We start from the raw sequence: 13,987 nt of genomic DNA on the forward strand, positions 1-13,987 counted from the left end.
AGTGGCTGACGCACCAGTGATGGAGCGGTACGTCTTTCGGGAAATCGCGATGGGAAGCTCTATCCAAATGAATGCTATTTTGCTAGCATCCCTCGTATGGCAACGAATATGGACGAAAAACATCCAAAAATCCAATTTAACATCTATCTGCCCGCGTCCCTGGTGCGTCGGGTGAAACACGCTGCCATCGACGACGAGGCAAGTCTGTCCGCCTTCGTAGAAAAAGCCCTTGAAACCTATCTGGAGGATCACTGATGCTGCGCGTCCGCCCCACGCTACACACACCTCATGTCACCGCATGGGCAGAACTACTCACGGCACTCGGACTTAAAGAAATGAGCCCTCTTCCCGCTGCTATCTCCTCCGTCGGGGCGCAGCAGCGTTGTTTTGCCGCCGATTCCGGTCGAATCTTGTTGCAGCATGCGACCGAATTCGGCACCGAGTTATTTCTGGAGGTCCGTGATCTGGAAAAGTTTGCGTCGTGGACCAGCGGTGATGGAACACCCGTGGACCTGCACCCCGGTGAGAGCAACAACGGCACTCCGGCCTCCGGACGTATCACGGCCCCGGATGGGTTGACCTTCACCGCTCTGGCCGTCGATTCCGCGGACACCGCGGGAACGCCACAGGATCCTGCCGCATCGGCAGGGCTCCCCGACGGGCAACAAGCGGTATTGGCCCTCTGGTACACCCCGGATGTTCCGGGGGCAGAAGCCACCTTGGCAAACATCGGCGCGAAACCCGACACCATTTCCCAAAGCGGTGCCTGGGCCCAATACCGAGCCAAACACGGGGGATACATTGCCGCGCACTCCGGGGACGAACCACGAATCGAATTGTCCCTCGAATACGCCGGAAACCTCGAAGCGCTGGAAACCCTGGTGGCCGCCGCAGGCATTGTCTCGAGCCTGGTTGACGAGTCCTACGGGCGCACACTGCTGGTGGATCATCCCGACGGCGGACAACTCTGGGTCAACGAACGCCAGCTAGATCTCTATGGATACGCCCGCCACTGAGCAGCACCTCCGTCTGGCTCCGGCCGTGCTGCGGGAATAGGCCCGGACCCGACCCCGTTGGCACCACACATGAGCAAACTCTTCACACCGGTCCATCTGGCAGTCCCCGAAGGACCCGGCCTGACCTTGCGAAACCGCACGGTACTGGCTCCCATGTGCCAATATTCGGTCACCACACTGGACGGGGTTCCGCATGCTTGGCACCTGGCGCATCTGGGTGCGCGGGCCGCCGGCGGGTTCGGGTTGGTCTTCACCGAGGCCGCTGCCATCACCGCGCAGGGACGCATCAGCGACCAGGACGCAGGAATTTGGAACGATGCCCAGGGGCGAGCATGGTCCCCAATCGTCGATTTCATCCATTCCCAGGGCGCGGCCGCCGGCATCCAGTTGGCACACGCCGGGGGCAAGGCCTCAACCTATGCGTGGCTTCCGCAGCAGGTCGCCGAGCACAAGATCGGCAGCATCAGCGCCACGGACGGCGGCTGGGAAACCCTGGGCCCCGCCGAAACCGAGATTTTCGGCCTTACCTCCCCCTGGTCCATGACCCTCGAGCAGATCGCCGCCTCCGTCCAAGACTGGGCCGATGCGGCACTGCGTGCCGATGCTGCCGGGTTTGATGTCGCTCAAATCCATGCCGCCCACGGGTACCTGGTCCACCAGTTCCTCTCGCCGCTGACCAACACCCGGACCGACGCCTACGGGGGTAGCTTCGAAAACCGCACCCGCTATGCCCGCGAGGTCATCACCGCGGTGCGTGCGGCATGGCCGGCGCACAAGCCGCTGGCCATCCGCTTTTCCGGGGACGACTGGGTCGAGGGCGGCTGGCGGATCGCCGACACCGTGCGCTTCGCCGCCGAGGCCTTCGAACTGGGGGTCAGCGCCTTCGATCTCTCCAGCGCCGGGATTGGCAAGTACCACGGGCCCTCGGGCCCGGGCTTTCAGGTACCGTTGGCCGCGGCCGTGAAGCAGGCGGTCCCCGACGCGTTTGTGACAGCGGTGGGCATGATCAACGATCCCTCGCAGGCCGAACAGGTGCTGGTCACCGGTTCCGCGGACGGGGTCTCGATCGGCAGGGCCGCACTGAAGAACCCGAATTGGCCTGCCGTCGCCGCCTCCGAGCTGGGCGCGTCCCGGGACGATATCCCCTTCGCCGCGCAGTACTGGCGCGCCCACTGGTAAAGGGCCCGACGGGCGGCAATGGCCTGTCAAGCACCACGGGGTGGGGCATCCGAGAAAACTCGGATACCCCACCCCGTGTGTTGGTAGGCATTGTGTCCCCCGCGCGACGGAAGCATTTACGACACTGCTGGAAAAGAAATGGCCGCCGCCGGCCGAACCCGCCCAGAGATCCTAAACAAAGTAGTCCGAGTCGAAAACACCGACCCGGACTACTTTGGTATGCCCCACGAAAAACGTGACGAACCGGAGAAGCTCCCTCGTTTCCTCCCCCGAAAGTGGGGGAAGAAACGAGGGAATCGTTCTGTCGGCCAGTGGACTGGAAGGTACTAGTGCGCGTGTACCTCTGCTTGGACAGGTTCCTCGGCCTTGGTCAGGAACGCGGCAATGACCACCATGCCGACCGCGCAGATCGAGGCCACGGTGAAGCCGGCGGAGAATCCGTCGATCTGGGCTTGGATCGGGTCCGTGCCCGCCACGGCACCTGCGCCGATGCGCGAGGCCAGGACGCCGACAAGCAATGCCGTTCCGGCCGCGCCGCCAAGCTGCTGCAGGGTGGAGAGCACCGCGGAACCGTGCGAATGCAGGGAGTGCGGCAACGGGTTCAGCGCGGTGGTGAAGGCCGGGGTGAAGATCAGCGCGAGCGCCAGCGACATGGCCAGGTGCAACCCGACGATCACGCCGATGGCCGTTTCCGCACCGAGCAGACGCGAGTAGCCAAAGAGCACCACGGTCAGGATCACTGCGCCGGGAATCATCAGCGGCCGCGGACCGACCTTGTCAAAGAGCCTGCCGACAAACGGTGCCAGCAAACCCATGAGCAGCCCGCCGGGCAGCAGTATCAGCCCGGTAGCCAGGGTGTCGAGACCACGCACGTTTTGCAGGTACATCGGCAGCAGAATAATGACACCGAAGAGCGCCACCATGGCCAGCACCATCAGCGAAAGTGACAGCGTGAACGGGCGGTAGGTGAAGGTACGCAGGTCCAGCAGTGCGTGGTTTTTCTTCTGCAGGCGAAGCTGCAGCATGGTGAAAGCTACCAGTGCCAGTACGGCAATGACGAGGATGACCAGCGTCTGTGCATCCAGTCCGTTAGCCGAGAGCCGGCTGAGTCCGAAGACCAACCCACCGAAGGCCGGGACGGAGAGGATCACCGACGGAATCGACAACGGAATGGTGGAGGCCTCGGCGACCTTGTTCAGTCGCGGGGCACCGATGAACAGCGCGGCCAGGGCGATGGGCGCCACGATCAGGAACATAAAGCGCCACGACAACGAATGCAGGATCAGCCCGGAGATGGTGGGGCCGATGGCCGGTGCCACGGAAATGACGATCGACACGTTGCCCATGATCACCCCACGCCGGTGGGCCGGCACCAGGTCAAGGACCGTGGTCATCAGCAGCGGCAGCATGATCGCTGTGCCCGAGGCCTGAATGACGCGTGCGGCTAGCAGCATTTCGAAACCGGGTGCGGCAGCAGCCAGCAAGGTGCCCAATGAGAACAGGCTCATGGCCAGCGTGAACACCGCGCGGGTGCTGAAACGTTGGAGGAGGAAGCCAGTGGCTGGAATGACAACTGCCATCGTGAGCATGAAGATCGTCGAGAGCCACTGGATGGCTTCCTCGCTGACCATGAACTCGTCCATGAGCACGGGCAGCGCCACATTCATGATGGTTTCATTCAGGATGACTACGAACGCCGATACGATCAGCACTGCGATGGTGGCCAGGTCCTTGGGGTTGAGTTTGGTGCTGGTCCCGGTCACGGGTAGTGGCCTCTTCCATGAAAAGTGGGGATGGGTGCTACTGAACATTTCATTCTAGCGTCGGGGGCTCTCGATTGATTCCCGAAATCAGAAACTTGTCGCCGATTGCACAACACGGTCGCCCACGTGGCTCGGCGAGGCACCTATGGGCGAAGATGGGAACATGAACGTTCGCACTCCCGATCCGTATCCAGGCTGGCTGTCCGAGGAAGACCTCTATGAGGCCCGCGCCCGATTGCCCATGCTCTACATCGAAGCCATCCCGGTACGCCTGGATCCGCTCGGCTATGTCACGGAGATCGGTCTACTGCTCACTGCCGATCCTGAAGGACGGATGCTGCGCACCTTCGTCTCGGGCCGGGTGATGTATCGGGAGACCATCCGTGCGGCCTTGACCCGTCACATCGAGAAGGACCTGGGCCCCCTGGCGATGCCGCAGCTGCCTCCGTGCCCTGCGCCTTTCACCGTTGCCGAGTATTTCCCTTCTCCTTCGGAGACCGGGTTGACCGACGAACGCCAGCATGCCGTGGCACTGGCCTACATCGTGCCGGTGCGCGGGGAATGCTCGCCACGACAGGACGCACTGGAGCTGACCTGGCTGACGCCCGAAGAGGCGTTGAGCCCGAACATCCAGGAGGAGTTCGCCGGTGGTCGGGAAAACTTGGTCCGTCAGGCCCTGGCGCACGTCGGGTACATCGGCTAGGTGGCATCGGGTCCCCGAGCCTCTGATACTCGCCTGGGAACCGGGCACGCGCCGTTCAACCGGGCCATCCTGCCCTGCGTCTGACTGACCTCGAAGGCACCAAAAATACCGTCAGGGCTTTTCGGGCATCAGCTTGCGCCGCAGCCAGGCTCCGTAGGCGGCACCGAGTAGTACCACCAGCATCCCGATAAGTGCCCCGATCATGGTTTCGAGCATCCGGTCGTAGAGCAGCACGTTGTTCAGCCCCGTACCAAAGGAAACACTCCCGATGCCCCGGTGTCAGGGAGTGACAGGGAACCGTAGACGCTTCCAAACTTGTTACTCATGGCTTCGGGCTCCTCACGTCATGGATTTTTTGAATTCGACGGCCCGCCCGGCATGTTTCGCGCCTTCGCCCAGTGCTACACGCTACTCTTTCGGGCCCCGGCGGCCCTGATCTTATGAGCCATCCCACGCGGAGGTTTTGCCGTCAAACCGGGGGCATGCGGCACACTGGATAGGTGCCCAACAATTCTTTTGACGCCACGGCGTCCCATCCACGCCAGTCCGACTTTTCCTTTGAGGTCGGCACCCGGCTGAATAATCCCGACGGTTCGGTCTCCAACGGCCGCACCGGAGTGATCAGCACCCCACACGGACAGATCAAGACCCCCGCGTTCATTGCAGTGGGCACCAAAGCCACGGTCAAGGCAGTGCTGCCCGAATCGGTGGCTCAGCTCGGCGCCCAGGCGGTGCTGGCCAACGCCTACCACCTGTATTTGCAGCCGGGTTCCGATATCCTTGACGCCGCCGGCGGGCTGGGCAAGTTCATGAACTGGCAGGGTCCCACGTTCACCGACTCGGGCGGATTCCAGGTGATGAGCCTGGGTTCGGGGTTCAAGAAGGTCATCGACATGAAGTCGGTGGACCAGTCCGGTCCCGACGATGCCGTGGCACCGGGCAAGGAACGCCTGGCCAACGTGGACGACGACGGCGTGTGGTTCAAGAGCCACATCGACGGGTCCAAGCACCGCTTCTCCCCGGAGATCTCCATGCGGGTCCAGCACGAAATCGGCGCGGACATCATGTTTGCCTTCGATGAGCTGACCACCTTGCAAAACTCCCGCGGCTACCAGGTCGAATCCCTCGAGCGCACCAGGTTGTGGGCGCAACGCTGCGTGGCCGAACACTTCGACCTCACCGACTCCCGGGTGGGCAAGGAATATCAGGCGCTCTTCGGCGTGATCCAGGGCGCCCAGTACGAGGACCTGCGCCGTCAGGCCTGTAAGGATCTGGGTGCGATGGCCTTTGACGGCTTCGGCATCGGCGGGGCACTGGAAAAAGAAAACCTAGGCACGATTGTGGGCTGGTGCTCGCAGGAACTGCCGGAAAACAAGCCACGGCACCTGCTGGGGATCTCCGAACCCGATGACATCTTCACTTCCATCGAGAACGGGGCCGACACCTTCGACTGCGTCTCCCCCACCCGGGTGGCCCGCAACTCCGCGTTCTACACCCCGCACGGTCGCTTCAACCTTTCGGGCCAGCGCTACAAGCGCGATTTCACGCCCCTGGCCGAGGGCTGCGACTGCTACACCTGCCAGCACTACACTCGCGCCTACATCCACCACATGTTCAAGGCCAAGGAACTGATCAGCCATACGCTAATCTCCATCCACAACGAACGCTTCGTGGTGAAGATGGTTGATGACGCGCGCCTGGCCATCGAGGACGGCACATTTTACGAAATGAAGGAACGCGTCATGCGCGAGTACTACGCCGGCGTCCCGGATCCGCAGGGCCTGGTCACCGCCACGGTTTAAGCTCGGGGCAGGGGTGCTAGGACACCGTCCCGACGCGCTTGGGCCGGTGCCTTCTTCCGGAAACTATCCCGATCCACTCCTTGCCCCCGTTGCCGCGCTTCAGCTTGCCGGTGCGGACCGCGACATACATTGCCCCAGATACATCCCTCGAACGGAACCTTAGTTATGCTGGAAAAAATCAAATACCGCCGCTGACCAAGTGCTTTGCGAACGGCCCAGCCTTCTAGACTCCTTGGGGTTCTCTTGACTGCTCTTTTCCCCGTCCGGGCCCAGCTGCGGATGCCTATCGCAGCGTTTTCATTACTGATCGCCGCGGCATTGCTAACCGGATGCACCTCCGATGATGCCGCTGCCGAATCCAGTGTTTCCGCAGCACCTGCAACGAGCCAGAGCCAGCCCGATCCCACCACGGCGCCGGCCATCCCGGAGCTCAAGAGGCACCTCGTCGCCGATGGAACCTTGAGCTTCGAATCGCCGGTGGAATGGACGCTGCAGGACCAGCCGCTCGAGAGCCACCAGACCCCGGGACCGACAACAGTCAATATCGAGGTCAGGGATGCCACCGGCACGACGGTGGCATCCCTGAGTACCGGCATGGGCGCCGTTTTGCACTATGAATACGTCCCCGATGCCCCGATGCTCCCGTACAAGATCCGCGATCAGGAAAAAACCTCCCTGGAACACTCACTTGCGGAGACCCACAGCCCCAATACATTTATGTTGGAAACTCTGGGCAAGGGGGCCGAAATCCAGGGATCCGTTGCCTTGGGGATGCCCCTAGCCGAGCCGAAGGATTCACTCCAATATCTGGCCCCCTCTGCCGTCAACGGTGCCGAGGGACTCTACTTCGGTCACTTCATCGAACCGACCGATGCCCTGACCGATGTGGACAAGGCACTGACCGGCGATGCCAAGTTCACTGCCTATATGAAGACAACCCAATACCAGGATCTGAAAGCCATGCTGGTATCCCTTCGGCAACTCGCCCCGAAGGCCGGACTGGCCGCGCCAGCCAACACCGAACCCGTTCAGTGCCTGGGAGCCAGCTACAGCTACGATCTCAAGGACTCCGGCATGAGCTGCACCGAAGCCAAGGGCTTCGTGCAGAAGATCCACGATGAGGGAGGCGGCGGGGCCGGCGGATTCGAACTTGTGGGCCACGGCGGCTGCTACACCATGGACGAGGACGGCGCCTACGTTGAACAGGACGATTTGATCTGCACCGTTGAGACCACGGGCAAGAAATTCGGGATCACCATGCGCAATTAAGCTCGCCCGAAAGAATCCTTGCTTTTCGCCCGGGACCTGGTCACGGTCCATCCCTAAGGATAGGCCGTGACCGCTGCGACTGCAGCGCGCGGTGCGCGTTTGATCTGTTGGTGTTCGAGGTGCCGACGGACCAGGCGATCACCGCGACCACCACGCCAAGCCCCAGCAACCCTAGCGGGACCGGATCGAGCAAAAGCCCGGCAACCAGTGCGATGGCAGATACCACCATCACCTCGTACCCGTAGGTGAAGTGCTGGATCAACGGACCCGTGGCCTTTCCCATGGCGGCCATCAGCATCACCGATCCCCAGTCGAGCGCCGGACGGAAGGCCATACGCACGGCCCCGGCGGCCAGCCCGAATCCGGTCAGCAGACCAAGTCCCAGCAATACCGTGGTTCCCGCGGGGTCGGCGCCGACGGCCCAGCTCAGGAACGCCGCCAGACCGATGCCCCAGCGGACCAGCAACAGTGCCGCCACCAGTGCATGGGTTTGCCTCACTCCGCTGCGTCCCAGCGGGATGATCGCCTCCAGCGAGGGCACGTTCGCCGCCTGCACCGCGGCCTTCGAGGCCGCCCGGGCGGCCAACACCGCACCGACGAGCACCAGCATCGCCAAGACCAGGGGGTGCCCGCCCTGGACGGCGAAGACCCCGGCCGCCGGAACACCCCACCCGGCCAGCAACCCGCGCCATGTCGCGCCGGTGCGCAGCAGCACCAACAGTTCCGCACGCACCAGCGCGGTGTAGGGCCCGCGAACCCAGTGGGCCGGAAGCATGCGCGCAAAAGAATCCGCCCCGCGCACCCTGGTGCGCTCCCGCTTGGCCTCCTCTCGCTTCCCTTCTCGGGCACCCGCGCCGTCATAGGCACTGCCCAGCGCCTTGTCGTCCATCAGCGCCAGCGCCGCACCTGCATGTTCGCTAGCGGCTCCGCGGGCGATTAATTCCCTGCTCGGAATACGTTGGAGCTGCCCCGCCAACGCGGCGAAACCGCCCAGGCAGAGCAGCGCAAGGACCACCGGGACCCACCACGCTCCGGCTTGGGCCAGTGCCGGAAGCGTCGCGGGCAACAGTGCCCAGAAGGCGGCGAGATTTCCCGTCCCGGTGCTGCGCAACAACACATCGAGCAGATAGGCCAGCAGCACCGCCAGCATCGCGAGATTCAGCACGGCTCGGAAGTTACCCCCGGCCTCGCGGGTCTGGGCCCAGGCGGCCAGCAACGAGAGCATCACAAACAGCAACCCCAAGGTGGCCGCGCCCAACCACACGCCCAGCGCCGAACCTTCGACCACCCCGCCGAGCACGCTGCCGTAGCCAATCGGCAACCACAAAAAAGCCCCGAAAAAGAAGGTGCTGACCAGTCGTTGGCGCAGGAGGCGGGACAGGAAGCCGGTTCTTTTCACCGGTAGACCCAGCCACCAGAATCCCTGGGCCCGGTCCACTGCCGTCGGACCGAGCTTGGAGACCAGCGCCAAGGCACCGAGCATCCCGAGCATCACCAGCGCCGAGGCCGCCGAAGCCCCGGGAACCACACCCAAGCCGAAACGCACGACACCCGATTCCGGATCGCCACGCATCTGGTCGAAGAACGCCAGGGCCAGCCCGGCAGCGTAGGCGAAGACCAGGGCCGCGGTCAGCAGGGAAATATAGGCATCGCCCATGCGGTCCCAAAAGTCCTCGCGCCTGACACTCTTTTCAGCGACACGGTTTCTCGCCCAGGGATCAAAGTCGACCGGAACGTTCGCCAGTTCCTCTGACGGGTCAGCCGCGAGCAATTGCTGCAGCCCCTTCTCCGACCCCAACGTGGCTGATCTGCCCGTCGGAAACCAACAGCACAGAATCCGCGAAGGAGGCAAGAAAGTCGGGGTCATGGGTGACCACCAGGAGCGCGGTTCCGGTGTTGGCCACCTCGCGCAACCGTGCGGCCAAGGCGGCACGCATGACCGGGTCCAGGCGTTGTTCCGGTTCGTCGAGGACCAGCAGGTTGCTGGGGCGCAGCAAGGCAGCGGCAAGCAGCAAGCGTCGGCGCTGCCCGGAGGAGAGCCGCCGCGGGTACGCGGTCCGGGCCGCTTCCAGATCGAAAAAGACCAGTTCCTTCTCCACTGCTGCTTGCGGCTGGCTCATCCCGTGTCCGCCGGCAATGAGCTGAAGATGCTCCTCGACGCTGAGCGAGGGGAAGAACGCGTCTTCGTCGAAGACCACTGATACGGCCTTGCGGTAGATGAAGCTCGAGTCATCGGTGAAGGATCCCAGGATGACCGATTCGCCGGCCACCGGCTCCTGGTAACCGACCAGTGTGCGCAGCAGCGTGGATTTTCCTGCGGCGTTGAATCCAACGATCCCCAAGGACTGCCCGGGTTCCACCACGAGGTCCAGCGGCCCGCAGACGTCCTGGCCGCCGTAGCCTGCGACCAATCCGTTGGCCCTGAGCAATTCCCGGTGCGTGGTGTCCATAATTTGACGTTACCAAGCCATCCGCTGTCCACGCCTCAGCAATGCGGATGATTTCGGGCCCGGCTCCATACCCTGCTCGGTTCAGCTAGGGCGGTGGTGCGTGAGTGTCGCTTCTACCGATCCGTGCCGGTCGGCTTGTTGGCCGCCCCGTAGCTGGGTTCGCGTCGCTTGAACCAGCGGATGACCAAGGTGGTCAACGGAACAAAGAGGACTTCCACGGCCGTCTTGTAAAGGAATCCGACCACCACGTAGTTGATGAACGTTGGCAGGTTGGTGATGCCGATGACCGTGGCCGCGATCGAGCAGAAGATCAAGGTGTCGGCGAATTCGCCGACACCGGTGGAGCCCATCAACCGGCCCACCAGGCCACGTTCGCCGAAGCGATCCTTCATTTTCACCAGCACCCAGGAATTCAGGGTCTGCCCGACCAGGAAGCCGAGCAGCGAGGCCAACACGATGAGCCAGACCGGGCCGAGAGCCCGTTCAAGGGCCTCCTGCCCGTCGTACCATGCGGCAGCGGGCAGCTCAATCATGATCCAGAAACACAGGGTGGAGAAGGCTGCCAGCGCAAAGGTGGTGATGATGGCGCGGCGGGCGGCCTTGAACCCGTAGACCTCGGAGATCACGTCGCCCAGGATATAGGCGAGCGGGAAAAGGAAGAATCCGCCATCGGTGACGATGGGGCCGAAGGTGACTCCCTTGGCGGCACCGACGTTGGACAGAATGACCACTACCGCCATCAGGGCCAGCACGGTGGAAAAATAGGGGCTTCCGGCGGACGCAAAGATGGCCCGCGAAGCTTGTTGACGTCGTGAAATGGAGGCGTCTTGATCGCCCATGGTTATACCCAATCGAAGAAGTGGTTCGCCAAGCCAATCCCGGACCATGCGATTCCCGCCCTTATCCATCAAGGTATTCCGGGTAATCAAAGCGGTGGGACCGCTCGCTATATTAACACTTGAGCTATAAGTATCCCATGCCGCCCCCCGGGGCATTTTGTATCCTCCGCCACTTTGGGGGTGCCCCTCGACGTTCCGGTATCGTATTTCCCCACGAAGTCGCGGAAAGAACAGTTTTGAACGCGTTCAAAACTGATAGAATGGTGGCTAGGACCACAGCAGAAGGAAATGGCATGAAGACTCCAACCGAAAAGAGCACCAAAACCCGCCAGTTACTGCTCGACACGGCCCTCGAGCTCTTCGCCACGAGGGGCTTCGCCGGGACCACCATGCGCGTCATTGCCGAGGAATCCGGGCTTTCCTTGGGGAACGCCTACTATTATTTCGAGTCCAAGGACGCGATCGTCCACGAACTTTTCCGTGACCTGCTCGAGAAGCACCGCGCGGCCACCTGGCCCCTATTGGTCCAGGGAAACAACCTTGAGACAAACCTGCGCGTGGCACTCGACAAAACCCTGGAAACGATGGCTCCGTTCCACGAGTTCGGACCTGCGTTTATCCGAACAGCCTTTGCCGGGGCGCACAGCGATCTCAGCGATGTACACCGCGCTCTCGAATTCGGATTGTGGCGTCAGGTGGTTGCCACGAGCAGACCACTGCCGCCACTGGCCATCCGTAACGACCTTCCCAAACTGCTGTGGTTGATCCAGCGCGGCGTCTTCCTATTCTGGGCCTACGATTCCTCCCCTGGAGCAGCGCGCAGCCACCGGCTCATCAAGAACGTCGCACCTGTGACGGCGCGCCTGGTGGTGCTCTCACGCATGCCCGTGGTCCGAAGCATCCTTGATGATGTCCTGTCCTTGGTCCGCAACGCCGCCTGACTGCTCGCCCTCAGCGCCCCGGCCCATCCGGTCCAGGGATCACCCGCCGCGGGCGTAGAGTCGATGATGAAGCCTTCGCGGCAGAGGACACCAGCACCTGGCCCTGTAACGGCAGGTGTGCCCCGCGTGTCCGCATCGTTTTCGTTGCCCTTCCAGGAACAGGAGCCGCCACATGCCATCCGAGTCCACAGCACTTCCCCGCTGGGTCTACGACTTCGCCCTGCTGCGTGATCGCACGGTGAACCGCGAGGAATCGAATCAGCTTCACAGTATCGCCGGCGACGGAAGCGACTACGAAGTTGCCTGCCGCTGGCCCGCAGCCAGCCACCTCGCAGCGCTCCTGGGCGACCCTGACCTGACCAGCCACCGGGGAACATCCCGAATAACGTTCCTGGGTGCACCTGACGCCGCGGTCGCCACCGAATTAGTGGCGAAGGGCTGGCAAGAGACCGAATCCCAGGTGCTGTTGGCCGCGATGGCCGGCGATGTGGAGCAATTGGTCTCCCTGCCGGAGACCTCGACACTCTTCGAAGCCCCCATGGACGATTATGACGTCGTTGAAGTCACCGACTTCGATGCGCCGGCCGGACGCGGACGGATCCGTTTTTCCGACACCTTTGCCTTGCTCGCGGACCCGAGCATCTTGGTCGATTCTCACGTCGAGGTGTTCCGCACCGCAATCGTGGCCAACCTTGCCGCAGCAGCCGCACGCCAGGGCCTACCGCTGCTCTTCATGGTCACCGACGCCGATCCCACCACCGGAACCCACGCCAAACGCGCACCCGGCTGGTCAAACGCAACCCGGCTGACCACCTTCACTAGGGCCTGAACGCCTAGCGGCACCCTGCTCTGGGGCCGCGGCGCCGGCGGTTCCCGGCGGCCGGACGCTCGCGGGTGAAAACCGTCCTAAAATGGAATCATGACTTCTGCCACCACCGGGACCCGTCCCGCCATCACCCTGACCATTGCCGGCTCCGAAGCAACCGGAGGTGCCGGCGCCCAGGCCGACCTGAAGACTTTCCAGGAACTGGGCACCTATGGCGTGGTCGCTCTGACCTGCATTGTGTCCTTCAACCCGAAGGACAACTGGAACCACCGCTTCGTTCCGGTCGAACCACAGGTCATCACCGACCAGCTCGAGGCCATCCAGACCTGCTACGCCGCTGACCTCAAGACCGTCAAGCTTGGCATGATGGGCTCTCCGACCACTATCAATACCGTGGCAGCCGCGCTGGGGAACCAAGAGTGGGAGAACATCGTCCTGGACCCGGTGTTGATCTGCAAGGGCCAGGAACCGGGCCATGCTCTGGACACCGACGAGGCCCTCAAGTCCACTCTGCTGCCGCTGGCCACCTTTGTGACGCCCAACCACTTCGAAGCTGAATCGCTGTCAGGGATCACGATCAACAACGTCGAGGATCTGGCCGAGGCCGCCAAGAAAATCCATGCCCTCTCCGGTGCCGCCGTTTTGGCCAAGGGTGGGGTCCGTCTGGCCGGCGACGAAGCGGTAGACGTGTTCTACGACGGCGAGGTCCTCGAGGTGCTTTCCGCACCCAAGGTCGGCGAGGTCGCGGTGTCGGGTGCCGGATGTTCGTTGGCGGCCGCCGTCACCGCGGAGCTGGCCAAGGGCGAAACCCCGCTCCAGGCCGCACGCAATGCCAAAGCGTTTGTCACCGCGGGCATCAAGAACCGGGTAGCTTCCGCAGCACCGTTCGATGCCCTGTGGCAGGGCGGGGCTCGCTAGTGCGAACCATCCACTGCTGAAGAGAAAACGCTGGCCCCGATTCCGGGGCCAGCGTTTTTTGCGTCTCCCCCAAGGAAACGCGTGTCACCACGGGCGGCGGGCCTCCGGTTCATGTAGGACCGGTGTCCTTGCCCGATACCGATCCTCAGCCCCGCAGGGCCTGGCACCCGTGGTGTGCGGTGGCACTTTCCCCCCAAGGGAGCGCCACCGACTTCACTGAAGGGTATCGACACGCTCCGACATTTTGCTTCGGAGCGATGAATTCCTCAAGAATCCGCATG

14 protein-coding genes are annotated in these 13,987 nt (G+C 62.9%); 9 read left to right on the forward strand and 5 right to left on the reverse strand.

What is annotated here, in order from left to right:
• The first annotated feature begins 96 nt into the window (after positions 1-96).
• From ADIAG_RS16520 to ADIAG_RS16530, 3 genes are all read left to right on the forward strand, one after another.
• Positions 97-255, forward strand: coding sequence for a ribbon-helix-helix domain-containing protein (locus ADIAG_RS16520; RefSeq protein WP_007272568.1), 159 nt, complete (start codon positions 97-99; stop codon positions 253-255).
• Positions 255-1,016: a hypothetical protein gene (locus ADIAG_RS16525; protein WP_007272569.1), complete on the forward strand. Its 762-nt coding sequence runs from the start codon at positions 255-257 to the stop codon at positions 1,014-1,016. The genes ADIAG_RS16520 and ADIAG_RS16525 overlap by 1 nt, the downstream gene beginning before the upstream one ends.
• Before the next feature lie 69 nt (positions 1,017-1,085).
• A complete protein-coding gene (locus ADIAG_RS16530) occupies positions 1,086-2,195 on the forward strand; it encodes an oxidoreductase (RefSeq protein WP_007272570.1) in 1,110 nt (369 codons plus the stop codon).
• A 326-nt stretch (positions 2,196-2,521) separates the two neighbouring features.
• Here ADIAG_RS16530 and ADIAG_RS16535 read toward each other — a convergent pair whose 3' ends face one another.
• The gene (locus ADIAG_RS16535) at positions 2,522-3,958 is read right to left on the reverse strand and encodes a DHA2 family efflux MFS transporter permease subunit (protein ID WP_007272571.1); all 1,437 of its coding nucleotides are present in this window, start codon (positions 3,956-3,958) and stop codon (positions 2,522-2,524) included.
• 163 nt (positions 3,959-4,121) lie between these two features.
• Here ADIAG_RS16535 and ADIAG_RS16540 point away from each other — a divergent pair, with 163 nt between their 5' ends.
• Positions 4,122-4,661 (forward strand): NUDIX hydrolase family protein, encoded by a 540-nt coding sequence (locus tag ADIAG_RS16540; RefSeq protein ID WP_043475628.1) that lies wholly within the window; start codon positions 4,122-4,124, stop codon positions 4,659-4,661.
• Between the two features lie 111 nt (positions 4,662-4,772).
• On the opposite strand, the gene ADIAG_RS22465 is transcribed toward ADIAG_RS16540, so the two are convergent.
• Complete coding sequence (locus ADIAG_RS22465; RefSeq protein WP_268744256.1) at positions 4,773-4,895, reverse strand: hypothetical protein; 123 nt, start codon at positions 4,893-4,895, stop codon at positions 4,773-4,775.
• A 266-nt stretch (positions 4,896-5,161) separates the two neighbouring features.
• Between ADIAG_RS22465 and tgt the strand changes: the two genes are divergently transcribed.
• Together tgt and ADIAG_RS16550 are read left to right on the forward strand one after the other, a co-directional pair.
• The gene (gene tgt, locus ADIAG_RS16545) at positions 5,162-6,463 is read left to right on the forward strand and encodes a tRNA guanosine(34) transglycosylase Tgt (protein WP_007272573.1); all 1,302 of its coding nucleotides are present in this window, start codon (positions 5,162-5,164) and stop codon (positions 6,461-6,463) included.
• 243 nt (positions 6,464-6,706) lie between these two features.
• Positions 6,707-7,732, forward strand: a complete 1,026-nt coding sequence (locus tag ADIAG_RS16550; protein ID WP_152426197.1) for a hypothetical protein — start codon at positions 6,707-6,709, stop codon at positions 7,730-7,732.
• Between the two features lie 40 nt (positions 7,733-7,772).
• Here ADIAG_RS16550 and ADIAG_RS16555 read toward each other — a convergent pair whose 3' ends face one another.
• The 3 genes from ADIAG_RS16555 to ADIAG_RS16565 all read right to left on the reverse strand — a co-directional run bounded on the left by ADIAG_RS16555 (position 7,773) and on the right by ADIAG_RS16565 (position 11,021).
• Entirely contained in the window at positions 7,773-9,389 is a 1,617-nt protein-coding gene (locus ADIAG_RS16555; protein ID WP_152426198.1) for a DUF6297 family protein, read from the reverse strand.
• A gap of 100 nt (positions 9,390-9,489) precedes the next feature.
• A complete protein-coding gene (locus tag ADIAG_RS16560) occupies positions 9,490-10,182 on the reverse strand; it encodes an ABC transporter ATP-binding protein (protein WP_007272576.1) in 693 nt (230 codons plus the stop codon).
• A gap of 113 nt (positions 10,183-10,295) precedes the next feature.
• Entirely contained in the window at positions 10,296-11,021 is a 726-nt protein-coding gene (locus ADIAG_RS16565) for a queuosine precursor transporter (protein WP_043475569.1), read from the reverse strand.
• A gap of 293 nt (positions 11,022-11,314) precedes the next feature.
• On the opposite strand from ADIAG_RS16565, the gene ADIAG_RS16570 reads away from it, so the two are divergent.
• The 3 genes from ADIAG_RS16570 to thiD all read left to right on the forward strand — a co-directional run bounded on the left by ADIAG_RS16570 (position 11,315) and on the right by thiD (position 13,706).
• Complete coding sequence (locus ADIAG_RS16570) at positions 11,315-11,962, forward strand: TetR/AcrR family transcriptional regulator (RefSeq protein WP_007272578.1); 648 nt, start codon at positions 11,315-11,317, stop codon at positions 11,960-11,962.
• A 172-nt stretch (positions 11,963-12,134) separates the two neighbouring features.
• Positions 12,135-12,791: a hypothetical protein gene (locus ADIAG_RS16575; RefSeq protein ID WP_007272579.1), complete on the forward strand. Its 657-nt coding sequence runs from the start codon at positions 12,135-12,137 to the stop codon at positions 12,789-12,791.
• Positions 12,792-12,881: 90 nt separating this feature from the next.
• Entirely contained in the window at positions 12,882-13,706 is an 825-nt protein-coding gene (gene thiD / locus ADIAG_RS16580) for a bifunctional hydroxymethylpyrimidine kinase/phosphomethylpyrimidine kinase (protein WP_007272580.1), read from the forward strand.
• The last annotated feature ends 281 nt before the right edge of the window (positions 13,707-13,987 follow it).

The organism is Paeniglutamicibacter gangotriensis Lz1y, from assembly GCF_000348945.1.
Classification (GTDB): domain Bacteria; phylum Actinomycetota; class Actinomycetes; order Actinomycetales; family Micrococcaceae; genus Paeniglutamicibacter; species Paeniglutamicibacter gangotriensis.

Bases quoted from the DNA above. Each gene is read 5' to 3' on its own strand.
- ADIAG_RS16565 (WP_043475569.1), bottom strand. From the start codon at position 11,021: ATGGGCGATCAAGACGCCTCCATTTCACGACGTCAACAAGCTTCGCGG.
- ADIAG_RS16570 (WP_007272578.1), top strand. From the start codon at position 11,315: ATGAAGACTCCAACCGAAAAGAGCACCAAAACCCGCCAGTTACTGCTC.
- ADIAG_RS16540 (WP_043475628.1), top strand. From the start codon at position 4,122: ATGAACGTTCGCACTCCCGATCCGTATCCAGGCTGGCTGTCCGAGGAA.
- ADIAG_RS16555 (WP_152426198.1), bottom strand. From the start codon at position 9,389: ATGGGCGATGCCTATATTTCCCTGCTGACCGCGGCCCTGGTCTTCGCC.
- ADIAG_RS16520 (WP_007272568.1), top strand. From the start codon at position 97: ATGGCAACGAATATGGACGAAAAACATCCAAAAATCCAATTTAACATC.
- ADIAG_RS16560 (WP_007272576.1), bottom strand. From the start codon at position 10,182: ATGGACACCACGCACCGGGAATTGCTCAGGGCCAACGGATTGGTCGCA.
- ADIAG_RS16575 (WP_007272579.1), top strand. From the start codon at position 12,135: ATGCCATCCGAGTCCACAGCACTTCCCCGCTGGGTCTACGACTTCGCC.
- ADIAG_RS16525 (WP_007272569.1), top strand. From the start codon at position 255: ATGCTGCGCGTCCGCCCCACGCTACACACACCTCATGTCACCGCATGG.
- thiD (WP_007272580.1), top strand. From the start codon at position 12,882: ATGACTTCTGCCACCACCGGGACCCGTCCCGCCATCACCCTGACCATT.
- ADIAG_RS16530 (WP_007272570.1), top strand. From the start codon at position 1,086: ATGAGCAAACTCTTCACACCGGTCCATCTGGCAGTCCCCGAAGGACCC.